The organism is Streptomyces sp. NPDC005963, assembly GCF_040638655.1.
Taxonomy (GTDB): domain Bacteria; phylum Actinomycetota; class Actinomycetes; order Streptomycetales; family Streptomycetaceae; genus Streptomyces.
Genome location: NZ_JBEXVD010000021.1, coordinates 68064 through 94231 on the forward strand (window position 1 = coordinate 68064; position 26168 = coordinate 94231).

The 26168-nt window shown below is 69.8% G+C and carries 19 protein-coding genes; 5 read left to right on the plus strand and 14 right to left on the minus strand.

What is annotated here, in order from left to right:
- Nucleotides 1–29 precede the first annotated feature (29 nt).
- Complete coding sequence (locus ABZ348_RS24760; protein ID WP_358936542.1) at nt 30–1127, plus strand: DUF3533 domain-containing protein; 1098 nt, start codon at nt 30–32, stop codon at nt 1125–1127.
- A 292-nt stretch (nt 1128–1419) separates the two neighbouring features.
- On the plus strand, nt 1420–2286 hold the full coding sequence (locus tag ABZ348_RS24765) for an alpha/beta fold hydrolase (protein ID WP_358936544.1): 867 nt from the start codon (nt 1420–1422) through the stop codon (nt 2284–2286).
- 52 nt (nt 2287–2338) lie between these two features.
- Here ABZ348_RS24765 and fxsT read toward each other — a convergent pair whose 3' ends face one another.
- The 5 genes from fxsT to ABZ348_RS24790 form a co-directional block, all read right to left on the minus strand.
- Nucleotides 2339–6277 carry an FxSxx-COOH system tetratricopeptide repeat protein gene (gene fxsT / locus ABZ348_RS24770; protein WP_358936546.1) on the minus strand — a complete coding sequence of 1313 codons (3939 nt, stop codon included), beginning with the start codon at nt 6275–6277 and terminating at the stop codon, nt 2339–2341.
- Entirely contained in the window at nt 6261–7595 is a 1335-nt protein-coding gene (locus ABZ348_RS24775; RefSeq protein WP_358936548.1) for a TIR-like protein FxsC, read from the minus strand. Before ABZ348_RS24775 ends, fxsT begins: the two co-directional genes overlap by 17 nt.
- Before the next feature lie 112 nt (nt 7596–7707).
- Entirely contained in the window at nt 7708–8484 is a 777-nt protein-coding gene (locus ABZ348_RS24780; RefSeq protein ID WP_358936550.1) for an AAC(3) family N-acetyltransferase, read from the minus strand.
- Nucleotides 8481–10934, minus strand: coding sequence for a radical SAM/SPASM protein FxsB, inactivated metallohydrolase extension form (fxsB, locus tag ABZ348_RS24785; protein WP_358936552.1), 2454 nt, complete (start codon nt 10932–10934; stop codon nt 8481–8483). Before fxsB ends, ABZ348_RS24780 begins: the two co-directional genes overlap by 4 nt.
- Nucleotides 10935–10943: 9 nt before the next feature.
- Entirely contained in the window at nt 10944–11108 is a 165-nt protein-coding gene (locus ABZ348_RS24790; RefSeq protein ID WP_358936554.1) for an FXSXX-COOH protein, read from the minus strand.
- Between the two features lie 204 nt (nt 11109–11312).
- Between ABZ348_RS24790 and ABZ348_RS24795 the strand changes: the two genes are divergently transcribed.
- Nucleotides 11313–12245 (plus strand): DUF4231 domain-containing protein, encoded by a 933-nt coding sequence (locus ABZ348_RS24795; protein WP_358936556.1) that lies wholly within the window; start codon nt 11313–11315, stop codon nt 12243–12245.
- 174 nt (nt 12246–12419) lie between these two features.
- On the opposite strand, the gene ABZ348_RS24800 is transcribed toward ABZ348_RS24795, so the two are convergent.
- The 5 genes from ABZ348_RS24800 to ABZ348_RS24820 all read right to left on the minus strand — a co-directional run bounded on the left by ABZ348_RS24800 (nt 12420) and on the right by ABZ348_RS24820 (nt 18774).
- On the minus strand, nt 12420–12899 hold the full coding sequence (locus ABZ348_RS24800) for a hypothetical protein (RefSeq protein WP_358936558.1): 480 nt from the start codon (nt 12897–12899) through the stop codon (nt 12420–12422).
- A 120-nt stretch (nt 12900–13019) separates the two neighbouring features.
- Nucleotides 13020–13925, minus strand: coding sequence for a DUF1684 domain-containing protein (locus ABZ348_RS24805; RefSeq protein ID WP_358936560.1), 906 nt, complete (start codon nt 13923–13925; stop codon nt 13020–13022).
- A 4-nt stretch (nt 13926–13929) separates the two neighbouring features.
- A complete protein-coding gene (locus ABZ348_RS24810) occupies nt 13930–15234 on the minus strand; it encodes an NtaA/DmoA family FMN-dependent monooxygenase (RefSeq protein WP_358936562.1) in 1305 nt (434 codons plus the stop codon).
- Nucleotides 15231–16313, minus strand: coding sequence for an LLM class flavin-dependent oxidoreductase (locus ABZ348_RS24815; RefSeq protein WP_358936564.1), 1083 nt, complete (start codon nt 16311–16313; stop codon nt 15231–15233). Before ABZ348_RS24815 ends, ABZ348_RS24810 begins: the two co-directional genes overlap by 4 nt.
- Nucleotides 16314–17544: 1231 nt before the next feature.
- The gene (locus tag ABZ348_RS24820; RefSeq protein ID WP_358936566.1) at nt 17545–18774 is read right to left on the minus strand and encodes a DUF5685 family protein; all 1230 of its coding nucleotides are present in this window, start codon (nt 18772–18774) and stop codon (nt 17545–17547) included.
- 300 nt (nt 18775–19074) lie between these two features.
- Here ABZ348_RS24820 and ABZ348_RS24825 point away from each other — a divergent pair, with 300 nt between their 5' ends.
- Nucleotides 19075–19524 carry a cell division protein SepF gene (locus tag ABZ348_RS24825; RefSeq protein WP_358936568.1) on the plus strand — a complete coding sequence of 150 codons (450 nt, stop codon included), beginning with the start codon at nt 19075–19077 and terminating at the stop codon, nt 19522–19524.
- Nucleotides 19525–19645: 121 nt separating this feature from the next.
- On the opposite strand, the gene ABZ348_RS24830 is transcribed toward ABZ348_RS24825, so the two are convergent.
- Both ABZ348_RS24830 and ABZ348_RS24835 read right to left on the minus strand, forming a co-directional pair.
- Nucleotides 19646–20836: an acyl-CoA dehydrogenase family protein gene (locus ABZ348_RS24830; RefSeq protein ID WP_358936570.1), complete on the minus strand. Its 1191-nt coding sequence runs from the start codon at nt 20834–20836 to the stop codon at nt 19646–19648.
- Between the two features lie 105 nt (nt 20837–20941).
- Nucleotides 20942–22765 (minus strand): MFS transporter, encoded by a 1824-nt coding sequence (locus ABZ348_RS24835; protein WP_358936572.1) that lies wholly within the window; start codon nt 22763–22765, stop codon nt 20942–20944.
- A gap of 507 nt (nt 22766–23272) precedes the next feature.
- Here ABZ348_RS24835 and ABZ348_RS24840 point away from each other — a divergent pair.
- Nucleotides 23273–24271 carry a phosphatase PAP2 family protein gene (locus ABZ348_RS24840; protein ID WP_358936574.1) on the plus strand — a complete coding sequence of 333 codons (999 nt, stop codon included), beginning with the start codon at nt 23273–23275 and terminating at the stop codon, nt 24269–24271.
- Nucleotides 24272–24431: 160 nt separating this feature from the next.
- Here ABZ348_RS24840 and ABZ348_RS24845 read toward each other — a convergent pair whose 3' ends face one another.
- Together ABZ348_RS24845 and ABZ348_RS24850 are read right to left on the minus strand one after the other, a co-directional pair.
- Nucleotides 24432–24647, minus strand: a complete 216-nt coding sequence (locus ABZ348_RS24845) for an I78 family peptidase inhibitor (protein WP_358936576.1) — start codon at nt 24645–24647, stop codon at nt 24432–24434.
- Nucleotides 24648–25019: 372 nt separating this feature from the next.
- Nucleotides 25020–26018: a YafY family protein gene (locus ABZ348_RS24850; RefSeq protein WP_358936578.1), complete on the minus strand. Its 999-nt coding sequence runs from the start codon at nt 26016–26018 to the stop codon at nt 25020–25022.
- Nucleotides 26019–26168: the final 150 nt, after the last annotated feature.

The following is a 26168-nucleotide window of genomic DNA, read 5'->3' on the forward strand; positions in this document are numbered from 1 at the left end:
CGCAGCAGCCCCCCACCGAGCGTGGGGCCATGACGCGGACACCCGACCTCCCGCCACCGGAGTTTGCCCGCCGAGGACTCGTCGCCGAGGCCAAGGACGCGGTGACCCTGCGTGCCGCCCTGCTGGTGTTCGGGGTGCTGGCCCTGCAACTGGCCTTCATCACCTCGTACATCGGGGCCTTTCACGAGCCGACGCCGCACGAGGTTCCGATCGCGGTCGTGGCCCCGACCCAGCAGGTCGCCCGGGAAACCGCCGCGCAACTCTCCGATCTGCCCGGGGATCCGCTGGACCCACGGGTGGTGGCCGACGAGGCGACCGCCCGACGGCAGATCGAGAACCGCGAGGTCGACGGTGCCCTCGTCGTCCGACCGCGGGGCACGGTCGACGCCCTCCTGGTGGCCAGTGCGTCCGGCGCTTCCCTCTCCCAGGCGATCGAGGAGACCGTAGCCGGGGCCCAACGGGTCGAACGGCGGTCCCTGGAGGTCGTCGACGTGGTCCCTGACTCCCCCGGCGACGCCCGGGGCCTGTCATCCTTCTACCTCGTCATCGGCTGGTGCGTCGGCGGCTACCTCTGTGCGGCGGTCCTGGCGATCAGCGTCGGGGCACGGCCGGCCAACCCCCACCGGGCGCTGATCCGACTCGGGGTCCTGCTCGTGTACTCCGTCGTCGCCGGACTGCTCGGTACGGTGATCGCCGGCCCGATCCTCGGTGCCCTGACGGGCTCGGTGCCCGCGCTCTGGGGGCTCGGCACGCTGTTGGTCTTCGCGGTGGGGGCGATCACGCTCGCCCTCCAGGGCCTCGCCGGCATCATCGGCGTCGGACTGGCGATCCTGCTGGTCGTCGTCCTCGGCAACCCGAGCGCGGGTGGCGCCTACCCCTATCCGCTGCTGCCGCCGTTCTGGCAGGCCATCGGGCCGGCGCTGCCCCCGGGGGCGGGCACCTTCGCCGCGCGCTCGATCACCTACTTCAACGGCCAGGCCCTCACCGGCCCGATGCTCGTGCTCTCCGCCTGGGCGGTGGGCGGCGCACTGCTGACGTTCCTCCTGGCATGGCTGCGTCGGAAGAAGGCAGCGGAGCCGACGGGCAGGCCCGGCCCGCCAACCGCGGCGGACCGGGCCGGGGGCTGAGCCGCGCGGGTCAGCCGATCCGTGGATGGGGTCGCCCACTACGGCGAGACGCGTGTAGGGCACACAAGACTGGCTACCGGACGGTCACACGACCATGCGCGGGCGTTCACCGCGCCTTCACGTCGTCCGCACCGGCGGTTGTCACATCGTGGGGAATGTCGTGACTAAATGTCGACAAAGGTTCCCGTCGCGCGGCCTTCTGATGGGTAATCATCATGAGGTGGGGAATGCCACAGACGCATGGACGGTCACACACGACACGTGGGGATCACACGGAGTGGAGGGGGCGGGGGTGCGACGTCGGGTGCGCGCGGCGGACGGGCGTCATCTGATGGTGGAGCGACTGGGCGATCCGCGGGGCCGGCCCGTGTTCCTCCTGCACGGCACACCGGGCAGCCGGCTCGGTCCGGCCCCACGCGGCATGGTGCTCTACCAGAGCCGTACGCAACTGATCGTCTACGACCGCCCCGGCTACGGCGGTTCGGACCGGCTCGCCGGGCGCAGCGTCTGCGACGTGGCCCAGGACGTCCGGGCCATCGCCGATGAACTGGGGTTGGAACGCTTCGCCGTGGTGGGGCGCTCCGGCGGCGCGCCCCACGCCCTCGCGTGCGCCGCCCTGATGCCGGACCGGGTCACCCGTACCGCAGCGATGGTCACCCTCGCCCCGCGGGACGCCGACGGCCTCGACTGGTTCGAGGGCATGGCCGCGTCGAACGTACTGGAGTACACCTCGGCCCTCACCGACCCCGCCGGCTTGACGGAACGGTTCATCTTGCGTTCGGCGGAGATCCGGAAGGACCCGATACGGCTGCTCAACGACCTCCGCAGGGAGTTGACCGAATCCGACCGGATGGTGGTCAAGGACGCCGGCGTACGGTCCATGCTGCTCCGCAACTACCACGAGGCGCTGCGGACTTCCGCGTACGGATGGATCGACGACGCACTCGCCTTCAGTAGCCCCTGGGGCTTCGATCCGGCGGACATCAACGGACAGGTCATGCTCTGGCACGGCGAGCAGGACGTCTTTTCGCCCGTGGGCCACTCACGCTGGCTCGCCGAACGCATTCCGGGCGCCACGGCGGTACTTGAGCCCACCGCTGCGCACTTCGACGCCCTGCACGCACTGCCCGGCATCCTCACCTGGCTGCTGGACGACTGAGGACGACGCCGCTCATCCTGCGTCGCCCCCGACAGTCGGTGGTGATGGCCGATCACACGGCGAGTGGTTCCAGGTCCCGGTGCACACGGCGTTCGTCCCGGGCGATGCGGGTCAGTGCGTGGTCCTCCCCGACCTGTCGCTGGAGTTCGTCCACGGTCTCCAGACGCAGGGCGGTCGCCTCGTCCTTGCGGCCGAGCATTCCGAGCGTCACCGCCAGGTTGGAAGCGATGCCGAGCACCTCGGGATGGTAGGGGCCGAGGACCTCGCGCAGCCGGGTCACCGTTCGCTGCTCGATCTGCAACGCCTGTTGGAGGCCCCCGAGGTCGGCCTGTGCATTGGCGAGGTTGATGGTGCTGTAGAGGGTGTGGGGGTGGGACTCCCCCAGTACCTCGGTCATCGTCTTGACGACCCTCTGCAACAACTGCTCCGCGGTCTCCGGGTCGCCGCAGCCCCAGTGGAAGATGCCCAGGTTGTTGATGGCGGCCAAGGTGTACGGATGGCGTTCGCCCGGCACCAGCATGTACTCGTCGACGACCTCCTGCGCCAGATCGCGGGCGGCGACCGGTTCATTGGCGGCGAAGAGGTCGGCGGCGAGGTTGAGGTCGCAGGCCAGCAGGTCGGGGTTGGCGGAGGTGTAGCGGGCCCGGTAGCGGTTGCGGGTGGCGGTGGTCAGCCGCCTGGCGTCCTCCAAGCGGCCTGCGCGGCGCAGGGAGACGGCGAGGCTCTTGGCCGCGGCCAGGGTGCCGGGGAAGGTGCGGCCCAACTGCTCCTTGTGGAGTTCGTAGGTGCGGCTCAGCAAGGAGACGGAGTCCTCGTACCGACCGACCTCTCGGAGGTCCCGGGCGAGGTTCATGGCGGAGGAGAGGGTGTAGGGGTGCTCGGGCCCGAGCACCTCGGTCCGGCGGTCGAAGACCTCCTGGTCGATCTCCAGCGCACGGGAGTACAGACCGGTCATCCGGAGGTTCAACGCCAGGTTGTTGGCCGCGGCCAGGGTCCGAGGGTGCGACTCGTGGAAGATCTGACTGAAGCCCTCGTGGGCCTCGGTCGCGAGCTCCATGGCCTCCGAGTAGCGGCCGAGCGTGCCGAAGTCCATCGCCAGACCGCTGGTGGTCATGTACGTGTGCGGATGGGTGGGGCCGAGCACCTCCCGCTGGCGCTCCAGGGTCACCTCGTCGAACTCCTTGGCCTCCACGTACCGGCCCTGCGAACGGTAGATGTTCGAGATGTGGAAGCGGAGGTAGAGGTACTGGAGGTCCTTGTTGCCCAGTTTGGCCCGCCAGACCTCGCGGACCTCGTTGGCGAGCGTCGACGCACTGGACCAGTCGCCCCGCTTCCAGAGGTAGCGCACCCGGTCGATAATCAGCCGACGGGTCTCGGGCTCCTTGCAGTCCCATGCCTCGGACGTGCCCAGATGGGGCCAGATGGTGGCGAACCGCGGCCAGGTCTCGGGGTTGTCGATGGGCTCGTCGTCATCGGGACGGGCCCCCGCGAGGACCCGGTGGACGGCGTGCCGCGCGTCCCGCTGCTCCTCCTCGGTCAACTGCGCCCGGATCACGGCCTGCACCAGCCGGTGGACCTGGATGCTGTTGTTGACCTGGTCGACCTTGGCCAGGGCGAAGCGGCCGATCTCCCGGATGACCCGCCCGAGTACCAGCTTCTCCTGGAGGGAGGCGTCATAGGGCTTGAGGGCCTCGATCATCTCCTTGCTGTAGAGGAGGTTCGCCGAGATGGGCTCGGGGGCGAAGAAGGCACAGAGTTGCAGCAGCCGTACCGCGGCCGGTGACCGCTCCTTGAGCCGTTCGATGGAGACGTTCCAGGTCGCGGCGACCGGCTGGGGGTAGCCTGCGGGCTGGTTGAGCCCCAGGACACTGGTGGCCTGTACGCGGAGTTCTTCCAGGTAGTCGGCGACCGGCGTCGCCGTCTCGGCGATCCAGGCGGCGGCCTGCTCCACGGCGAGCGGAAGGTCGCCGACCGCGGTGGCCACCTGGTCGGCGTCGGCGAGGGTCAGTCCGCGGGCCCTGCGCTGGAGGTGTTCGATCGACTCCTCGCGGGTGAAGACGTCGATGGGGAGGGCGTCCCCGTACTGGGACCAGGTCTGGTTGCGGGAGGTGACCAGGATGTGGCCGGGCCCCTGCGGCGGGAAGAACCGTTTCAGGTGCTCGGGGTCGTCGGCGTTGTCGAAGACGAGCAGCCACCGGGAGGACGGGACGCCGCGCCGCAGCAGGTCGATGGCCTCGCGGGACGCCGACGCCATGTCCTCGCCGCCCTGGGCCCCGAGGCGCGTGGCGAGTTCGGCGAGGCCGGCGATCACATCGTCGGGCTGCTCCGCCGGAATCCACCACACCAGGTCGTAGTCCGCCATGAACCGGTGGACGTACTCGATGGCGACCTGGGTCTTCCCCACGCCGCCGAGCCCGTAGAGGGTCTGCGGCTGGGGCAGCACGGCGGCCACCGTCATCCCGCCGCCCAACCGGTCGCGCATCCGCTCCAACGCCACCGACCGTCCGGTGAAACCGGGGTTGCGGGGCGGGGCGTTCCAGATCTTGGGCACGGTGCCGGGGAAGCGAGGACCGGGCGATGCCGTGTCCGGCAGTTGCGCCGGCCGGTCCAGCGCCCGCAGCAGGGCCGCCGACGCCTGCACCTCGTCGAGACGGAAGAGGTCCACGGGATTGCGGTCGATGTAGGGCGAGGTCAGTCGTACGTCCCCGACCCGGATGGGCAGCAGGTGGTGACGCCCGCCGGTCGGGTCCTCGGCCGCCGCGCGCTGCCACAACTCCATCGCCCGGGCCGACTTGAGGTACGAGCCGGACAACAGGATCACGGTGCGCGCGGCCGATTCGGCCAGCGACTCGTCGCCGGGCTGCGGCTCGGTGGAGACGTCCCGCGGAATGACCCGGAACCCGGCCCGCGAGAGGACGAACTCGATCCAGTCCGCCCACATGCGGTTCTCCGCCGCATAGCTCAGGAACAGATCGGCGGGGAGGGCGGGCCGACGGCGGGTGAAGGCGTCGCGGATGCGGAGGCGGATCTCGTCCCCGACCGCGGGCATGGAGGTGATCTCGCGCTCCGTGATCACCGTGGCGAGTCGCTCGAAGGCCGAGAGCAGCGAGTTGGTGAGCCCCGTCTCGTCGCCGAAGGTGGCAAGGGTCTCCTCGTAGGCGTAGTACGGCCGGTAGGGGATCTCCACCGCTCCCCAGTACGAGGTGAGTTCCTCGCCCGCGAGTCCGCTGGGGAAGCCGTCGAACTTCACCCGGGCCACAGCGCGCCCGGCGTCCGCCTTCTCCTTCTCGCCCTCGTCGATCCGCATGGGCACGGGATAGATCTTGATGCCCCGACCGCCGTACCGTTCGTCGATCTGGCGGGCCACGGATGCGGCGCCGTCAATGGACTGGTCGCTCAGCGTGAAGCAGTCGACCAGGATGTCGGGGAGGTGCACCGTACAGATGTCGGCGATGTCACTGAGGCCGGTGCGGCTGTCGATGAGGACGTAGTCGTAGTGGGCCTTCATGTCTTCGCGGAGCGCATCGAAGAAGAGGCCACCGCCGAGGCGGTCGTAGAAGTTGTCCCAGTCGAAGGTGGAGACCGTCGCGGAGTACTCGCGGTTCTGCCGGCCGGCGGAGACGAAGTCGAGGGTGCCGCCGGCCGGGAACTCCCAGCCGAGGTTCTCCGGAGTGAGGGAGACCGCGTGCGGTTGGACGCGGGCGTAGTCGACGTGCCAGTCGTCCCGGCGCGCCGTCTCGGGGGTGATGGCGGCCCAGGCGTACTCGGTGATCAGATCGATGACGCCCGTGGTGGCACCGAGGGTGGACGGGTCCAGGAAGGGGTGGAAGAACCGGTGCAGCCCCGGCGCCTCCAGGTCCCAGTCCACGGCCAGCACGCGTTTGCCGTTGGCGGCCAGGATCCACGCCGTGTTGGCCAGGGCCATCGTGCGCCCCGTGCCTCCCTTGTACGAGTAGAAGGTGACGATGCGTCCGTCACGACCGGCTGTCATCCGTGTCCTCCGCATCGGGGGCTGTTCCACGCGTGGGTGGGGCGAAGTGGGTGGTGCCGTACTCGGCCATCGGGCCGCGGAGTCTCGGGCGTTCGGGCCGGACGGTGCCGGCGGGCGGGGCCGGTGGATAGACCGCTGCGTGTCGGAGGTACTCCTGGGCCGCGGCCTCCACGACCTGCGGCAGCATCTGCCCGAACGCCTCCATGCTGAGCACGCCCTTGGCCGCGGCCCGGCAAGCGGCCCGGCCCTGTCTCATCTGGTGCGGCATGGTCCGCTCCAACTTCTCGACGAGTTGTGCCTCGGAGATCCGGCTCTGGGGGTCATCGCGGTTCCAGGGGACGACGACGCTCACCCAGGGCCGGGGCTCCGCGTCGAACGCGGCCAGCCGGGCGCAGCGGTCGTCGTCCTCCAGCGCCCAGCGGTCGACGAGGAGTATCTCGGGGCGGGTGGGCGGCTGATGGGGATCGGGGGGCACCTCGTGGTCGAACGAGGAGATGGTGGCCTGGTAGTTCAGCGAGCGGACGAGATCCTGTGCCACGTACGCGAGGGGGCGCGCGGACTCGGGGTGGTAGGGGTTCCAGTCCTGCGACTGCTTGCCGTAGTAGGCGGGCGAGCGGCCGTCGGGCAGTTCGTGGCGGGTGGGTGCGGCGATCATCAGATGCATCGGACGGGGACCGCCGGTGGTCTTGCCGAAGGCACTGGGCGCATGGCGGTAGTCGACGGGGCTGCCGGAGGCGATGCGGGTGGTGTCGGCGACGCTGACGATGCGTTTCGCGAGTTCGTAGACGGCGGCTTCGTACTCCTCGGCGAAGATCCGCAGTTTGATCAGACCGTAGAGGCCGTCGGTGACGTAGCGGTCGCCGAAGGCACCGTGGTTGAACTGGAGTCGCTCCGCCGGGCCGGGTAACTGCTCGGGCGGCATCGGCACCCAGAGCGCGGGGACGATCGCCTCGGCCGAGCGGTTGCTCTTGGCCTGGTGGTAGATGGCCCGTTGGGCGAAGGCGTACCACTCCTTGCCGCACATTTCGCTGGCGAAGTAGCGGGGGGAGAAAAGGGGGACGAAGACCCGGCAGGTCGCGAGGACCTCGCCGAGCCGCTCCGACCAGCCCTCTCCCGAACGGATTTCGCGGTCGATGAATCCGGCCTGCGCGCCGGCCGGGAGGTCGGTCATCGCCATCACATGGCCGCACAGGTCGCGGAACAGCCGTTCCACCCACATGTCGGGGTCGGGACCGCCCGCCCCGTAGCGAGGGGTGTGCGCGTAGCTCAGGAAGAAGTATGGGCGATGGTCCGGCGTACGCTGCGCTGAATCCGACACACGACCCCCGTCCTGTGTGAACGCCCGCTTCCCCAGCCGGCCTGGTCATGGGCCACGGGCGCATTCATCATTCCGGAGCCCGGCACGCTCCACCCCCCTGCCGTTCAGTCAATCAGCGCCGCTTTTCGGTCATCCACTCAACGGCGTGATCAACGGCGGCCCTGACCGAGAACATTCTTGCGGGCCTTCCTCCTAGTTGTCCCTTCTGCTCCACTCCCCAGCCGAAGGCGGCACCGATCGCGCCGAAGTCGCTCTCGTCGAGTTGAACGTCTTCGAACTCCGTCCATTCCTTCCCGCCGTCAGGAAGGCCAACTACACAACGATACGACCGCAGCGGGGCTTTCGTCCGGTATTCGGCAAGATGAAATGCGGTACAGACGTCGAAATCCACATCGATCATGAGGACTTGGGCATTCGCTCGATACAGCGCACCGAGCGGGGAGTTCTCTCCGAGGTGGGAGGTGCGGATGTGGTGGTCGAGGAGTTCATGCGCCCGTGGGCCGATCGCCGCGAACGAGGTCTGCGGATGGGCGCTGCGCACGGCCCCCGGAGCGGTGCGTACGGACTCGGCCAACCGGCCCATGCCGTGACTCGGCGTACGAGCCGGGTCGAAGGCCGGCATGTCCGCCCGGAAGGCCGCCGCCTGCTCGGGTGTCATCCCGCGTACGTGGGCGCGGTGGACGTCCGACGTATCGGAGTTCCCCGCCGTGAAGGTGGGCACGACCAACGTCCCGGTGGGGCCCACCGCGTCGAGCAGGGCGTCGCGCAGCGTTTCGCTGTGGAGTCCCGTGGCCCGCAGGGAGGCATGGACGAGCACGGTCATTCCCGGGCGGACGCCGACGGCCCGTAGGGGCAGCGCGAGCCGTGCCCGCACCTCGGGCCCGCTCATGGCGCCGCTCCCGTACACGACCCCTGGTCGCAGGCGGAACCGATGACCGGCAGCGGCGACCGTCCGGCGGAGTCGGCTTCGATCGGTACGGAACCCTGCCGCGGCGGCCTGGGCGTCCAGCGATCCGGCGCGGAGGGTGCTGGCGCAGAACGGTCGGGGTCGGCGGGATCCGGTGTGGCGGGATCCGGCAACTCCCTGCGCAGTCGGGCCAGCAGGCGACGACCGCCGACCGTCAGCTCCGGTGCACGCTCCAAGGTGTCGAGCGCGCATCTGGCCTGATCCGCACCCTCGGGGTCGAAGGCGGCGAGCGCCGCCCTCTCATTGACCCCCGCCAGCAGTTCGGACACCGGCACCTCCTCGTCCTGCCACGGCACCGGATGGCACCACCAGCCGTCCTGTGCGTAGAGATCGGTGACGTCGAGCAGGGCGTTGAGCTGCGCCCGCCGTGCTGCGCGGAGCAACTCCACCGCGAACCGTTCGGGACGAGGGACGGGTGCGATGCCCAGCGCTCCATAACCGTGCCCGCGCAGGGCCTGGTCACGCGTGGCCGACCGGCCAAAATTCGAGGGTACGAAAGGCGCGTCGGAGGCGAGGCGGGTGAGGGGGGTGAGCGTGCCGAGGCCGTGGGCCACCTCCGCGGCCTGCTCGGGTGCGCGCCGGCGGATGAGCTTCCAGGCGTCGATGAACGCGTCGTTCCAGTTCTGGACCTCTGCGGGGGTCAGTCGGGCCAGCGCGGGTGAACCGAAGCAGTCCCGGTAGCGGTCGAGGTCGTCGAGGCGCAGCAGGGGCGCACCGGCGGCACCGCCGATCGTGCGGACGGGCTGCCAGTGGTCGTCCGCGACCGCCGCGCGCACTCGGCGTGAGGTCCCGCCGAGCGTGGCCACGAACCCGTCGGTGGTGGCCTCCACGCGGACGGGTTCATGAGCGCGCGCATGGGTCTCGTGGCCGTCGCCCAGGCGCAGCACCCCCAGACCGGGCAGGTGCAGCAGGCCGTCCTCGTGGGGCACGAGGACCGGAGTGGGGACGCCGGCGGTCACCAGCGCGGAGGCGAGGTAGCAGGGCAGTCGCCGGGCCCGTGTCACGGCGTCGGGGCGTCCGTTCAGCAGTGCTTCCAGGGCGTCCGTCAGCCAGGTGCGGGTGTAGGGGTGGCTCCAGACCGGGTCGAGGACCTCGCCGTCCGCGTCCAGGTCGAGCGTCAACTGCCAGGCGCGGTCCCACGCCGGGCCGCCGCGACCCGCGAGTTCACCGTGGAGACGGGCGAGCAGGGTGCGGGCCAGCTCCCGGTGCTCGGCGAGCAGCGCGCCGGGGTCGGTGATCGCGGCGGGTACCAGGGCGTCGGCGGTGCGGTGTTCGATACCGCGGATGAGCCCTTCGAGGTCGGTGCAGTAGACGGACGGGCTGTCGAAGCCCAGGCGCTCGCTGTAGCGGTGGGTGTAGAGCCCGCCTCCACAGGACCGTACGACGGGGCATCGACGGCAGGTTCCGCTCACTCCCGCGAGTTCGCGTTGCCGGGCCTTGACCCCCGGGTGGGCGGCGACCTCGTCGAAGGTGTGGTGGAACACGTCGAAGCCGGTGGCCGCGGCTCCTTCGTAGGCGCTCTTGAGGGAGTCGACCTGCTCCAGCGTGCCGTCGGTCTCCACGACCACGAGATCGGTGGGGGCGAGGCCGAGGGATTCGGTGAGGCTGGGTCCGCCGGCGAGAGTGGAGAGCACCGACTCGAACAGGCGCACCGGTACGCGTCGGCCCTGTGCGTCCCAGTGGTCGAAGACGGTCAGCAGCCAGTCCGCATAGGCCGTGGGCGACCCGTTCGGGCGGGCCGGGGGTGCGTCCCAGGTGGCGTGCGGCAGCAGGAAGTCGATGCGCGGCGGGTCCAGGTCGGCCAGGGCGTCATAGACGGCGACGGGGTCGTTGGCCACGTCGACGGTGCACAGGAGGCCGAGGTACAGATGGCGGTAGCGGTCCTCACGCAGCAGGTCGACGGCCCTGAGGACCAGTGGGTGACTGGTGCGGCCGTCGGCGAAGCGCCGGTGGCGATCATTGGCGGTGCGGTCGCCGTCGAGGGAAATGCCGACCTTGACGTTGAATTCGTCGAACAGGTCGAGATAGCGCGGGCTGAGTTGTAAGCCGTTGGTGTGGATGCGCAGATCGAGTTCTGCGAGGGAATCGAGCGCGCGGGTGAGCTCCTCACACACGCGTCGCAATCGAGCGGGCCCGGCCAGTAGAGGCTCCCCTCCGTGCAGGATCACTGACACGGAGGGCAGGGCATGGCTCTTAACATGCTCGGCCAGTCGCAGAGCTGTCCAGCAAATCGCTTCGTCAGAGATTGCCTTGGGGCGGGTAAGCCAGCTCTGATCAGCGTGTTCATAGATGTAGCAGTGGTCACATGCGAGATCGCACCTGCTGTGGACCTTGAGAACGATCTCGCGGAATGGGACCAGTGGTCCTGTCATTCGGCCAGTCTAGAGCGCCGAGTTGAAGGTCGACGTCCGCAGGACGCGGTCGGCGGTGACGGGGATGATCCGCGCGAGCTTCTTGGCCGCCTCGCCGCCCCGGGCGTCGATCTGCGCCAGAGGGACGCGGTTCATCTTCGCAGACGCGAAGGGTGCGGAGGTGTGAATTGCCATGGGGGGCCGTCCTTGATCGTATGTCCAACGCGAATCACCACGCACCATTGCGGTGGTGGCGGCACGACTTTACTCTCATGGCCACTCGCAGCAACTCAGGTCGACGTCACCGTACAAAAGAGTTGCGTCACATTCCCTGAAGCGAGTGCGGATCAAGTCATTCCGCCTAAAGGGTGAAGGTCATAACCGCAGACAGGGGGGCACATGACCGGGTTTCCCGGGCCAACGGGCAGCATCGTGTTCCGTAACAGGGATCTGCCGGCTCTCTTCCACCACACCGACTCGACGGCCATCTCCCACCAGCGGGAAGCAGTCGGATCGACCAAGCTCCAACTCCTCCTTCTCGTCCTGGGCGCTGCGGCCTCCGCGCTGCCCGCCTCGGCGAAAGCGGGAGACTCCATCCAACTCTCGGGCGTTTTAGCGGTATTGGCGTATGCCGGGGTACTTCTCGTCGGCTACCGGGCCGGGAGACGCAGCGCAAAGTCGCATTGGCAACTCAATCGTTCAGCGGCCGAGTTCATCAAGTCGTTGTGCTGGCGTTACGCGGTGCACGGCGCGCCCTTCACCACGACGGCCACTGCATCGGACGAACTGTTCGCCAACCGCCTGGAAGAAGGACTTCGGGAGTTGGTGAAAGTCGGCTGGGAAGATCCTCGCACCGGTCGGACTCCGACCGCGAACGGAGAAATGATCACGGCGGCGATGCGTCGGCTGCGCGCCGAATCATTCAGCATTCGCAAAGAGACCTATGTCAGGGATCGATTGATCGAACAGCGCAACTGGTACCGCCGCCGCACGGCGAACTCTCGGCGTGCCACCCGATTATGGTCGTTGTCGATCGGTCTGCTGACTCTGGCCGCCCTGTTCCTTTCGCTTTTGCACACCTTCTCCTTGGTCGACTCCCTTCCCGTGACGGGAGCGCTCTCGGCCGCGGCGGCAGGTTCTCTGGCATGGGGCGAGGTGCGTCGACATCAGCCGTTGATCGCCGCGCATTCGCTGGTGGAGGAGGACTTGGCGGCCATGCACACAGCGATGGAGTCCTCTGTCACGGAGGCGCAATGGCCTTCGGCGGTGTACGAGACCGAGCGCATCGTCTCTCCACAGCACACGGACTGGCTGGCGCGGCACCGCAGTTGACGACGGCGAACTGCTGCCCGGGGTTTGACCTCGACCGCGCCCGCACCTCGCGGGCCGGTCGAGCGCCTCGGGCCGCGCGGGCCATCGGACCGGGCGGGCGCCTCCCGGTCGGGCATGACGCAGAGTGGTCCCCGTCCTCGGTCCCGCCACGGCGGCCGAGGACGGGGACCACCGTCAGTCCCGTACGAGCCCCTCACGCCAGACGACGGTCACCGGCCGTCCCAGCCCCCGGGCGTAGTGGACGATGTCGGCCGTCCCACCCAGACCACGGGCCGGACGGCCGTCCCACACTGCGAGAAGGTGATCGCAGTTGTCGGCGATGTAGGCGCCCGCCGCGTAGTACGCCTCGTCGGTGGCGTGCGGGAAGTCCAGACTGACCTGGCGTGCGGCCCGATGCCTCAGTGCCTCGTAGCATCCGCGCTCCCTCGGGCCGGTGAACCCGTCCGCGTAGTCGCCGCTCGGCACCACCACGGTCAACTCGGCCCCGCAGTCGAGCGCGAGGTCGGCGAAGATCTGGTCCGCGCCGACGGCCAGGCTGGACAGGGCTTCCATCGCACCGCCGTGCTCCTGGAGTACGGCGAGGATCCCCGCCCGGATGTGGGCCACCGCCTCGGCGGGGATGTTCCGGTGACCGGTCACTCCGATGCGCTTCACCTTGGGTGACCCCCCTCGTCCGCGGCACCTGATGCCCCCTACATCGTCCCAGAAGCAGGCGTGGCGTCGAGCCCCCGGCGACCGCTGTCGGACGGGGGCGCGCACTCCTTCGGCAGGGGGTCAGTCGGCCAGGAGGTTCCGCTCCCCCGCGGCGATCGGCACCACCAGGGTGTTCCCGGGCGGCGGGAACGGACAGATGAAGTGTTCGGCGAAGGCACACGGGGGCAGTTGGGCCCGGTTGAAGTCGACGGTCACGACCCCGTCCGCGTCCGGAGCCGCAGGTCGCAGAAACCGGAAGCGATAACTGCTGTCCCCGCTGGTCCCATCGGCGAAGACCGCCCACAGGGAACCGTTGTCCTCCACCGCCACGTGCAGCGTGTGGACCTGCCCGTCCAGGGTGAAGAAGATCTCGCCGTCGAGGCCGAGACCCCGCTGTCGGCCATCTGCGTTCTCGACCCGGATGCTCTGCGGCTGCGCATAGCCGCGAAATCGTCCGGGCAGCACCCAGCGGGGGTCGTAGACGGTCGTGTCGATGCCGGCGAAGGACTGCCGTGCGGGTGAGTCGGGGTCGAAGTCGCGTACGGCCCAGAGTCCTTCGCGCCGCAGGACGACCAGGCGCCGCGCCCCCTGGGCGACCCGGGAGCCGGCGATCGGCCCCTGGTCTGCGGTGAGTCGGACGCTGCCGGTGAAGGGCTTGTCGTCCACGGTCAGGCCGTCCGCCGCGGTGGCCGTGAGCAGCAACTGGTCGCCGTCGTCGAGCCAGACCCCGGCGATGTCCGGGAGACGACCGTCCGGGTGGTCGTCGAGCCAGTGGGTACCGGTCAGCGAGAGCGGTCCGTCGGGTGCGGAGATCGTGGCGAGGCGCCGCTCGTGCCAGTGGTGCCACGCGTCGAGATCGGTCCGCGCTTCCGCCCCGGACGGTCGTTCTCCCGGGCCGGCCGCGCCCGGCGCTCCCCCGGCGGCGAAGCTCCCGCCCGTTGTGCCCCGCCCGTCCCCGTCGTCCGCTCGCTCCTCATCGCCTCTCATGCCGTCAACCCTTCCACACCGGTTCGGCCAGCCCGAGATGCGAGCGGAGCGTCGTGCCCGAGTACTGCGTACGGAAGACACCGCGCTCCTGGAGCAGCGGCACCACCTCGTCCACGAACTCGTCGAGACCACCGGGCGTGCGATGGGGGACGAGCAGGAATCCATCGGCCGCGCCCGAGCCGACGTACGCACTCATCTCGTCCGCCACCCGTTGGGCCGTGCCGACGAAGGACTGTCCCGAGGTCGCCTCGATGACGGTCTGTCGGATCGACAGCCCCTTCCGACGGGAGAGCTCCCGCCAGCGCGTCGCGGTGCGACAGGGGTCCCCGGCCCGCGCCCATCCCTGGGCGAGTACGGCTTCGGGGTCCGGGTCGATCTCGGGCAGCGGGCCGTCGGGGTCATACGAGGACAGGTCCCGGCCCCAGACCTGTTCCAGAACGAGGATGGCCCGCTGCGGGGAGACCTGTTCGCGGCGGATGACGGCGGCCGTCGCCTGCGCCTCTTCGTCGCTCTCCCCGAGCACGAAGGTCACTCCCGGCATGATCTTGAGGTCGTCCGGCTCTCTGCCGTAGGCGGCGAGCCGCGCCTTCACATTGCGGTAGAAGGCGCGACCGGCCTCCGGGTCGCCGTGGCGGGTGAAGGCGACGTCCGCGAAGGCCGCGGCGAACTCGCGCCCCTCGTCGGAGTCACCGGTCTGGATGACGACGGGGTGGCCCTGGGGAGAGCGGGGCACCGTGAACTCGCCCTCGACGGCGAAGTGCCGTCCCGCCCGGGCGACGGGACGGGCCTGGCCGTCGGGGGTCCAGGAGTCCCACAGTTCCCGTGCGGTCGCGACGAACTCGGCGGCCCGGGTGTAGCGGTCGACCCGGTCGGGACAACTCCCATGGCGGAAGTTCTCACCGGTGAAGGCGTCGGCCGCGGTCACCACGTTCCAACCCGCCCGCCCACCGCTGAGGTGGTCGAGCGAGGAGAGTCGGCGGGCGAGTTCGTATGGCTCGTTGAAGCTGACGTTGACGGTCGCCGCCAGACCGAGCCGGTCGGTGACCGCGGCCAGCGCGTTGAGCAGCGTGATCGATTCGGGACGTCCGGCCACGTCCAGGTCGTGGATCAGTCCCTTGTGCTCCCGTAAGCGCAGACCCTCGGCGAGGAAGAAGAAGTCGAACAGGCCGCGTTCCGCGGTTCTGGCCAGGTGCTCGAAGGTCGCGAAGTCGATATGGCTACCGGAGGTGGAGCTGTTCCAGGCCGTGGTGCTGCTCACTCCGGGGAAGTGGGCCGCGAGATGGAGGGCGCGCTGGCGCGTGTCGGTCATGAGCTCCCCTTGCTGAGTGCATAGCGGTTGGCCGGCCGGGCGAGCCCGAGGTGTTCGCGCAGCGTCCCGCCGGGGTGGAAGGTGCGGAAGACGCTCCGGTGCTGGAGGAGCGCGACGGTTCCGTTGACGATGCGTTCGAGATCGCGGTGGGGGGCGATCGGGGCGAGGTGGAAGCCGTCCACGGCACCCGCCGCATACCACCGGGCGATCAACTCGGCGAGTTCCACCGGGCCGCCGCTGTAGTGCGAACCCGGGGTGGTGAGCCGGGGCCCGCAGGAGAAGCCGACCAGGCCGGGTTCCGGCCTCGGCTCGCTCTCGCCGAGGTCGACCGCGAGCGAGAGCAGGACCCGCAGGGACGACGGGTCGCGCCCATGGGTCTCGGCGTCCTGGTGCAGCGCGGCGCGCAGAGCGGCTGCCTGTTCGGGTGAGGAGGCCCGGATGAGGACCACGTCGGCGTACCGGGCGGCCGTCCGCCGGCCCTCGTCACCGGCTCCGGTGATGTCGATGGCGGTGACCGGCCGTCCCTGTGGCGGCCGGGGCACGGTGGAGGGGCCGCGGACGCTGAAGCGGGTGCCTTCGAAGTCGACGTAGTGCAGTTTCGATCTGTCGATGAATCGACCGGTCTCCTTGTCGTGGACCTCGGCGCCGTCCTCCCAGCTGTCCCAGAGTCGGGCCACGGCGTCGGCGACCTCACCCGCCTCCCGCCACAGTTCGTCGGTGGGGGCGGCGGGACGACGGCCGAAGAGCCGGGCCTCCGCCTGGGTGGGCGAGACCCCCACGGCCCACCCCGCCCGGCCGCGGCTGACCCAGTCGAGGGTGGCCACGGCGGTGGAGACGTGGAACGGCTCGGTGTGGGTGGTGGTCACCGTGGGCACGAGACCGATGCGCCGAGTGGCGGGGGCGACCCGGGCGAGTACGGCCAGGGCGTCGAGTCCCGGGCGGGCGAACGAGTCACCGAGGGTGACGAAGTCGAGGGTGCCGCGCTCGGCGAGGGTGACGAGGTCGGTGTAGTGGTCGGCGTCGTACCGCGCCGGGCCGTCGAGCGCGACGGCGAGGTGCAGCGAACGGGTGCGTGACATGGGGATGCCTCTCCGGATGGTCGTTCCAGGGCGGGCGTGGGAAGTCGTACTGCCGGGTTCGAGCTGGGGGCTCGTTCCGGTACGGACGGGATGTCACCGTTCCGCGACCCGCCCCGTGGGAGCGGAGCGAGCTGACGGATGAACGGGGCTGAGGAGGTCGCTCTCGTCCGGCCCGCTTGGTCGGAGCGGGGCAGACGGGGGCGGGTGCTCAGTGCGCCGGTGCGCCGGGAAGTCGGGGTATTGGTCCGACCGGCCGCACGGGTCCGCGCCCCGGCCCCGCGGTGCGCTGGGGACAGGGCTCAGCGGCAGAGAAGTCAGAGGCGGCAGCAGCGGCAGAGTGGTGGAGCGGCACGGGTTCCGTCCCGCTCCGGGTGGACGACGCGTTCACGGGGTGCGGATGCAGCGAAGTCCACTGGGACGGACGGGGGTCATCCGCCGTCGCGATGGTCGAACGGTCAGCGCACAGCGGGGATCCGGCGGCCCTGGTCGGCCGCCCGACGTCCGTCGCCGAAGGCGCGTTCATCGGTGGGCCACCGGGCAGGAGCCGACGCACGGGCGAGGAAGTCGGAGGAAAGGCCAGCGGGGCCGGCTGCGCGGCACGGCTGTCGAAAGGGGGTCTGCGAACACGGCCATGGCAAGAACTCCGTCGATACGGGACCGATCTCGGAGTTCGCCTTCACCCAGCACGCGGACAGCGTGGAGCCTGCGCACCGTGTGACACCGGTGCTGTGGAACGACGCGCGCGAGGGCCGCGCCCCTCAGCACGACCTGGTCTGAGGCTGAGGGTGGCGACGGTCCGCTGTCAAGGCTGTCCACACTGTGAACGCTTTGTCTCACGGCAGTTGACGCACCGTGGGATGCCTGTTCCACTTGGGCCATGTATCGACAGCGGTTGCTGGTCAGGCGCTCCCACATCGACTTCGGTCATGTGTGGTCCGCGTCCTGTTGACCCCACCGTGTTGTCCCATTCGGCGCCGATCCGGCCGCCTTGCACCTCGTATCCCCTGTGTCTTCCGTGTCATTGAGTGTCCGTGATCGCCGCCGTTCGTACTCTCCGACGGTGACGGTACGGCGCACCTTCCCTCTGGACCGGCCCCGGGATGCTCGCCCTTCACCCACCGCACGACGCGCGCCCCCCCTCCCCTCAGCACACGTCTGCTCGATCGGTACCGGCCTACCCGGGCTCGACCACCCGGTAGGCCGGTTCCGCCCTGCCCGCGCGGGGCGACGGTCAGTCGCAGGGGCAGCAGCAGCCGTCGCAGTTGCAGTTGCAGTCCGGGCAGTCACCGTCGCGGCAGCACCCACGGCGCTTCTTGCGCGACCAGGGCCCCTCGTACTCCTTGGCGCAGCAGATCTGGCAGGTGCAGAAGAGGTAGGTGAACATGCCGCAACCCGCGAGGAGGGAGCGCGGACGGGGTCGTGGGGGCTCACCGCCGAAGTGCGGTGACGAGCCGCCGCCGGGGCCGCCCGGCGCTCCGGGGGCGCCACCGTGCGCACCTCCGGAGGGACCGCCCGCGTAGGGGTTCCCTCCGTACGGGCCCGCGCCGTAGCCGTCGTGGGGCCGCCCCGAGCCCGGGACGGCCGCCTGCGCTCCGTGCGCGCAGGAGACGGTGCCGAAGGCGCGGTCCACCGCGGAGGCCAACTCATGGGCGAGCAGCACGTGGACCAGTCGGTCGTCCGTGAACCGGGCGTCCTTCAGGGCCAGGCGCACCCCGTGCACGGCGTCGTCGGCGAGTCGGCGGGCTTCGGTCCGTGCGGTGCCGGTCGCGGTGAGGGGGTTCCAAGCTCCTGACGCGGCGTCGGCCTGCTGGTCCTCGACGGCGTCCAGGAGATGGGCGAGGCGGCCGAAGAGCCGTCCCGCCTCGGCCAGGGGCGCCTCGTTGTGGGGTTGCCCGGCGAGTACGGCGGTGTGGGCGAAGGCCGCCGCCGTGGCGGTCTCGGTGGGCTCGGTGACGGTGAGCAGGGAGGTGCCGGGCCCTGCGAGCGCTTCGATCCCCGGCTGCCGGTCGACGGCGTCGAGGAGGACGGCCGTGTCGAAGCCGAGGTCCGCGCCGGCCCGGGCGCCGGCCCGGTCCCACCCGCGGGCGACCCTGCGCGCGGCGGCGGCCACGGGGCGGCGGGCCAACAGCCCGTCCCGGTCGGCGACGTGGTCACGGACCTTGGCCGAAGCCAGCACCAGGGAGACGGCGGCTGCGAGCCGTGCCCCCTCGCCGCGGGCGACGGGAGTGGTCCGCATGGCCCGCAGCGGACAGGGGCCCGCGGTGCGGCGGGCGTCCGGAGTGCGTTCGGACTGAGCTTCCGTCAGAACCGAGATGATCAGGCCGTCGTAGTTGGTGACCACCCGGGCGAACTGGCCGTGATCGGCGCGCAGCGCCAGACAGAGCCCGCACAGATGGGCCATCCACTCTGTCTTGAGTCCTTCGGTCAGACGGTGGCTACAGGGCTTGACTATGCCAAACAATTGGTGATCCCCCGTGAATCGTTTCAGCAGTGCGGACGCATCGTAGCCAGCGGGTCGAGTGCTCGGTTCACCCGTCCGTCCCCCACATCACCCATCTGGCCCGAGATTTATATTTTGAGCTGATGACCGGCCTTGTACAGGAAGAACTCTGACGAATCACCACATCTTCTGCACCAGTACCGTCACGAAACCTCTGCGCGGCGACTATCCACTTGGCGCTCGATCCGCATGATGAACGAGCATGGGGACAGGAAAGACAAGAGACCGCTAGTGAGCGGACCGCAGTGGAAGGAGGCGTCGATGGGATCTGTGCGCAAGGCCAGCGCCTGGCTGGGACTCGTCGAGGACAACGACGAGCGTTACTACGGCGATGACTACGCCGAGTACGCCGAGGGCGCCGAGACGGGTGATGCCTGGGTCACCGACCCCCGGGTGCGGGTGACTCCCTCCGACTCCGTCCAGGAGGAACAGAGCCGCAGGATCGCCACGGTCTCGCCCTCCTGCTTCCGCGACGCGCGCGGTATCGGGGAGTTGTTCCGCGACGGAGTGCCGGTCATCGTCAACCTCACCGCGTTGGACTCCCCCGACGCCAAGCGCGTGGTGGATTTCTGTGCGGGGTTGACGTTCGGCCTGAAGGGTTCCATCGAGCGGGTCGCCGCCCGGGTCTTCCTGTTGAGCCCGGCGCACACCGACGTCGTCAACGCCGAGCCCGCGGGGCGCGCGCAGGACGGCTTCTACAACCAGAGCTGAGCGGGGTGCTCGCCGGCCGATCCGGTCACCGAGCCGCCGTGGTCGCCCGTCGACCGGCCCGCAGAAGGCGCTTCGCCGCGCCGCTGGGAGCCGGCCGGTCCCAGTGGCGCGGCGCGCGGGCTCACCGGAAGGCGTCGAGGCCGGTGAGCGCCTTGCCCAGCACGAGTTGGTGCATTTCCGCCGTGCCCTCGTAGGTGAGCACCGACTCCAGATTGGTCGCGTGGCGCATCACGGGGTACTCCAGGGAGATCCCGTTGGCCCCCAGGATCGTGCGGGCGGTACGGCAGATGTCGATCGCCTCCCGCACATTGTTGAGCTTGCCGAAGCTGATCTGCTCCGGACGGAGCCGGCCCGCGTCCATCCGCACGCCCAGGTGGTGGGCGAGCAGGATGCCCTTGTGGAGTTCCACCGCCATATCGGCGAGCTTGGCCTGCGTCAGTTGGAAACCACCGATGGGCTTGCCAAACTGCTCCCGCGTACGGGAGTAGTCCAAGGCGCACTCGAAGCTCGCACGGGCCGCGCCCATGGCACCCCAGACGATGCCGTAGCGGGCGTGGCTGAGGCAGCTGAGCGGACCCTTGAGGCCGGTGACACCGGGGAGTACGGCATCGACGGGCAGCCGGACCTCGTCCAGGACCAGCTCGCTGGTGACGCTCGCACGCAGGGACCACTTGTGCTTGATCTCCGGAGCGGAGAACCCCGGAGTTTCCGTGGGGACGACGAAGCCTCGGATGCCCTCGTCCGTCTGGGCCCAGACGACGGCGACGCCGGCCACCGATCCATTGGTGATCCACATCTTGCGCCCGGTCAGCACCCAGTCCGTGCCGTCGCGCTTGGCACGGGTGCGCATGGCCGAAGGGTCGGAGCCGTGGTCGGGTTCGGTGAGTCCGAAGCAGCCGATGGTCTCCCCCGCCGCCATCGACGGCAGCCAGTGCTGCTTCTGCTCCTCGGAGCCGAAGCGGTGGATGGCGTACATGGCCAAGGAGCCCTGGACGGAGACCAGGGACCTGATGCCGGAATCGGCGGCCTCCAGCTCCAGACAGGCCAGTCCGTACTGGACGGCGCTGGCACCGGCGCAGCCGTAGCCCTCCAGGGACATGCCGAGCGCACCGAGCGCACCGAGTTCCCGGGCCAGTTCATGGACGACGGGCAGTTCTCCGCGCTCGTACCAGTCGGCGACGGACGGCAGTACGCGGTCCGTCGCCCAGGTGCGGACGGTGTCGCGGATGGCCAGGTCTTCCGGGCTCAACAGCTCGTCGAGACCGAGCGGATCGCGGGGATCGAAGGGGGCGGGCTTGGACGGTGCGGACATCGGACGGCCTCCGGCAACACTCGCGCGGACAACACTCACGCGGACTCGGCAACAGCAGGACGGGGCTAAAACTAGCAGTGCTAGCCTCCGGGCCGACGTTACGGGTCAGCGCGTCGTCCGTCCAGACCAGGTCACCTCATAGGGCTCACGGTCCGTTGCGCCGCTGACCTGGGTTTCCTCGGGAGCGGGCGCCCCTGCGCTGCTGCGGTGCCCTCTACTGTTGCCGACCGCCCCCGGGCCTCGCCCCTGGCGTGCAGCCCGTACCGCGTCTCCACCGGCCCCGGGCGCATCGACGTCATCGGGGGCGTTGCGGCGGGCCGGCACCTGCGCCTCCCCGGGCCTCCGATCGAGGGCGTCGGAACGTCGGGGCGGCGGGCAGTGCTGCTGCACCTCGGTGCAGTCCATCAGCCGGGGCAGCTTCAGCGCCGCCAGCGCACCGAGGAGGAGGAGCCCCGCACTCACCAGCAGGGTGATGTGAAGGCCGTGGACGAAGGACTGTCGGGCGGTGGTGCGCAGCACCTCACCGGCCGTGCCCCCGAGCTGGTCCGCCATCCGATACGCGCCGCCCAAGGAGTGGGACGCCGCCTCGCTCGCCGGCTTCGGGACCCCGTTCAACGACTGGAAGGCCGGGGCATAGGCGGCGTTCATGACGCTGCCGAGGAGGGCGATGCCCATCCCCGCGCCCAGTTGGTAGGAGGTCTCGCCGATGGCAGCCGCACCGCCCGCGTGCTCGGCGGGGGCTTCGCTGAGCATCGACTCGTACGCGGCGAACAGGGTGGTCTGAAGGCCGAAGCCGAGCAGGACGAAGCCCGTGGTGAGGAGGAGTGGCCGGTCCTGCTCACCCATCATGACCAGCAACAGCACGGCCACGGCGGTCAGGACGAAACCCCAACCGGCCATCTGCCGCGGCCCCACCCGCCGCAGGGTGTACGAGCCGCTGGCGCCCGCGGCCATGGCGGCGAAGGTCAACGGCAACAGGCGCAGTCCGGTTTCCATCGGGCCCAGTCCGAGGATGAGCTGGAGGTATTGGACCGCGATCAGTTCCAGCCCCACCAGCGCGAGCATGGCGAGGACGATGCAGCCGACGGAGGTGGAGAAGGTGGCCGTGGCGAACATCCGCACGTCGATCAACGGCCGGGGACGGCGACGCTGGCGGCGGACGAACAGCGCCAACAGCACCGCGCCCACCACGAGGGGCAGCGCGGTGGCGAAGTCGAAGGGGCCGTGCCCCACTCCAATCCGCTTGACGCCGAGCACCACACCGAGGACTCCGGCTGCGGCCATCAGTGCGCCCAGGACGTCCCAGGGCCCGTCGTGGCCGCCGCGGGACTCCGGGAGCAGCCAGCGGGCCAAGGGGAAGATCACCAGCATCAGCGGGATGTTGATCAGGAAGACCGAGCCCCACCAGAAGTTCTCGACCAGGAAACCGCCCAGAACCGGCCCGGTGGCGGCGCCGACCGCGGCCACCGCCGTCCAGATCCCGATCGCGGTGGCCCGCTCGCGCCGGTCGGGGAAGACCGTCCGGAGGATCGACAGGGTCGCCGGCATGATCATGGCGCCGCCGACGCCGAGCAGGGCGCGCGCGGCGATGAGTATCTCGGGGGTTTCGGCCAGAGCGGCCAGGGCGGACGCCAGACCGAAGATCCCGTAGCCGATCAGCAGGACCAACCGACGCCCGACCCGGTCGCCGAGGGTGCCGAAGAGGATCAGGAGGGCGGCGCAGATCAAGGGGTAGGCGTCCACGATCCACAGCAGTTCGACTCCGCTGGGGCGCAGGTCCTCGGTGACGGCCGGGACGGCGACGTGGAGCACGGTCGCGTCCACCGCGACCAGGAGCAGACTGACGCACAGGACCAGCAGGACGACCCAGCGGCTCCCACCGCCGCCGACGGCACGCAGACGCGCCACGGCCGTGGTCATCCCTGACATGCACTACCTCCCGTGGTTCCCTCGCGCTCGGCGGGCCAGCCGGGGACGGGGACATCCCTCAGGCGGTCCAGGCATCGACGGGCGAGTGATCCGTCAGCGTACGCCAGTTCCAGCCGAAGACATGAGGCCCGTTCCCCAACCGTCGGGGGACGAGGTATGTGGCCTCCGCCACGCAGGTGCCCCGGGGGCCGGTCGACACACGGGCCGGACCAGCGCTGCATACAGCTGTCCCATGCCCTCGTGCACCGCGCACGAGGGCGCCGGACGGGTCCGAGAAGAGCATCACCCAAGATGAGAAAGAATTCATACGACTACCCACAGGCGCCGATTTACACCACAGAAAGGACATTCGACAGAAGGGTCAGTGCAAATGAGACGTGGCCCTTGGGGGATTTTCCCGATGGCCTTGAATATCCCTCATGACTGAGACCCACTCCACATCACATCGTCATCACAAAGACGCTGGATCGGGCTAGCCAACAGCTCACTCGCTGTAACGTCGATTGGGTGCGTACCGACATCTTCGCCCGCTTGGACCGGGAGCCGGAACCGCCGAAGATAGAGATCCCGCGGATGAGCCGCACCCGTCTCGCCCTCTTCGGCGGGACGTCTGCGTTCTACCTCGCCATCGTCGTCGCCGTTCTTGCCTCGACCTGGCTGGTGATCATCGACTGGAAGGTGATGTTGTTCCGGCCGTATCAGCAGTGGCCGGAACTGCATGCATTTCTCGACTACTTCGTGGTACTCGGCCAGCGCGGGCCCACGGCCGTGATGGTCGCCGCGTGGCTGGGCTGGCGCTCCTGGCGTCAGCACACCTTGCGGCCCCTGCTGGTGCTCGGCGTGTCGCTGTTGTTGCTCAACACGACCGTCGGCGCCGTCAAGATCGGCCTCGGCCGACTCGGCCCCCACTACGCGACCCAGATCGGATCACCCGAGCTCTTCGCCGGCGGCGATATATTTCCCTCCGGGCACACCGCCAACGCGGTCGTGACCTGGGGAATCCTGGCATATCTGGCCACCACTCCGAAGACCAGGCGATATCTGTCGGCGCTCTCCGCCACGGTGTCCCTCGGTGTCGGTCTCACCACCGTCTATCTCGGCACCCATTGGCTGAGCGATGTTCTGCTCGGTTGGGCGGCGGGGCTGTTGATCCTGCTGGCGCTGCCCTGGTGCGAGCCGCTGATCGGACGGACCGAAGCGTGGATCTTCGAGCAGCGCGAGCAGTGGCGGGCGCGCCGGCGGCTCGCTCCCTCCTTGCCAGTCGCCTCGGGCGGTCCGCGCGGCGCCCTGGTGCCCCGGAGGCCGACGCCCGGCTCCGCCGGCGCGGCGGAGCCCGTGCGCTCGCCCGTCGCTGCGGGCGGCATGGTGGTTCCCGCGCCGCCCAGCGGCCGGTCCACGACGCAGTTCACCCAGCCCAGACACCATGCGGGGCGGGCTGAGCGCGGTGCGGTCACTCCGTCGGGCGGGCGACGGCCACCGGCCACGCGTGCCACGCACGGCGGCTGACGAAGGCGCACCGCGCGCTCTGAGCAGCGATGAGGGCCCCGACCGTACGGTCGGGGCCCTCATCGCTACCCGGCCGCCTTGCCAGGAGCCGGGCACATCAGGAGCCCGGCGGATCGGACCGGCCCCACAGGCGGTGCCCGGTCAAGGCCGGCCCGCGGATTCAGCCGGCCCAGCAGCGCTTGACCTGGCCGTCGGCGACCTCGAAGTTCAGCCGGCCTACCACGTACTCCAGCGTGATCACCGTCCCGGGCGGCAGGGACCTCACACTGGTCCAGCCCCGCCGTCGGGCTCGCTCCTCGGCGGTTTCGGCGGGGAGGCCGACATAGGAGTCGGGCTCGTCGTCGGGGCGTGGAGCGGAAGACGGTATGGGTGCCATGACATCCACCGTAGGCCGCAGCGGACGGTGACGGAAGCAGAGCGGGAGAACGGTTCGGACCGCTTCACGTCCCCCAGTGGTCACGCTTCTGTCACAGGACACCGACCTTCGGTCAGACATGCGGTCGGCCGATGCCCTCGCACTCGAACACGTAAGCAGACACCATTCCCACCGCAATTCGGACCGCTTTGCCCGGCGCTGGGAATTCGCACGATGAATTCGTAGGGGCAGTTACCAGAGAGCCTCTGCAGTGGCACGAAGAATTCACGTCTTCCGCACACCTCCCCCTCTTATCCAACGCCGCGGCACAACGCATCGTCGCCGTACCACTCAGCACCCGGCCCTCTCCCGGGCGCGCGCCCACCCCTCCCGTCAACCGCTCCCCACCGCCCGATCGGTCCCCCCTGTGGGCTCGTCGCCCAGCGCGCGGGAGAACCGGTCCCGGGCCCGTCTGACGTAGTGCGTCAACTCGACCGGTTCGATCACCTCGAAGTCGACGCCCATCAACAACACGTGGATCACCAGCACCTCCAGGCTCGCGGCCCCGGTCCTCAGCAGACAGCTGTGATCGTCGATGGGCTCAAGGACCCCGTCGGACGGGCCGACCACGCGCGCGGCCTCCTCCATCGGCAGTTTCAGGCGCACGGTGGCCTGCGCCGCGTACGTCCGGATGGAGACCCCGGCGGACACATAGGCGGCCAGGTCCTCGGCGGGTGCCGGCCGGGGCGAGAACCGAGGGCCGTGGGGCGGCCGGGGGGTGATGCGGTCCGCCCGGAAGGTGCGCCAGTCGGCCCGGTCGACGTCCCAGGCGACGAGGTACCAGCGGCGCTCGGTGCAGACGAGGCGATGCGGTTCGACCGTGCGTCGGGTGGTGGCGCCGGAGTGGTCGCGGTATTCGAAGCGGAGCTGTTCGCTGTCCCGACAGGCATGGGCCACCTCGACGAGGACGGAGGCGTCCACCGGCGAGCGGGGCGAGCGCATCATCGGCACGGTGAAGGCGTTGAGGGCGCCCACCCGACGGCGCAGTCGGTGCGGGAGGACTTGTTCCAGTTTGGCCAGGGCGCGTACGGAGGTCTCGCCGATGCCCTCGATGCCCTGACCGGCTGCGGCCCGCAATCCGACCGCCACGGCGACCGCCTCTTCGTCGTCCAGCAGCAACGGGGGCAGCTGGGCTCCGGCCCCCAACTGGTAGCCGCCACCGGTGCCGGGGCTCGCGTTCACCGGATAGCCCAGTTCGCGCAGCCGGTCCACATCGCGCCGGACGGTTCGGGGCGTGACGCCGAGTCGATCCGCGAGATCGGCGCCGGACCACTCGCGGTGGGCCTGGAGGAGTGAGAGCAGACGCAGTAGCCGTGCGGAGGTCTCCAACATGGGTCACAGTCTGCCAGCGATTGCGGACAGCTTCTGTCCGCAATCTCGGGCGACGAAGACTCAGAGGCCGAAGCGCGGTGTACGCGCGTGGTGACGCCCCCGTACGGCGCACCACGGCACGCGGATGTACGGGGGCGGACTCGCACGAAG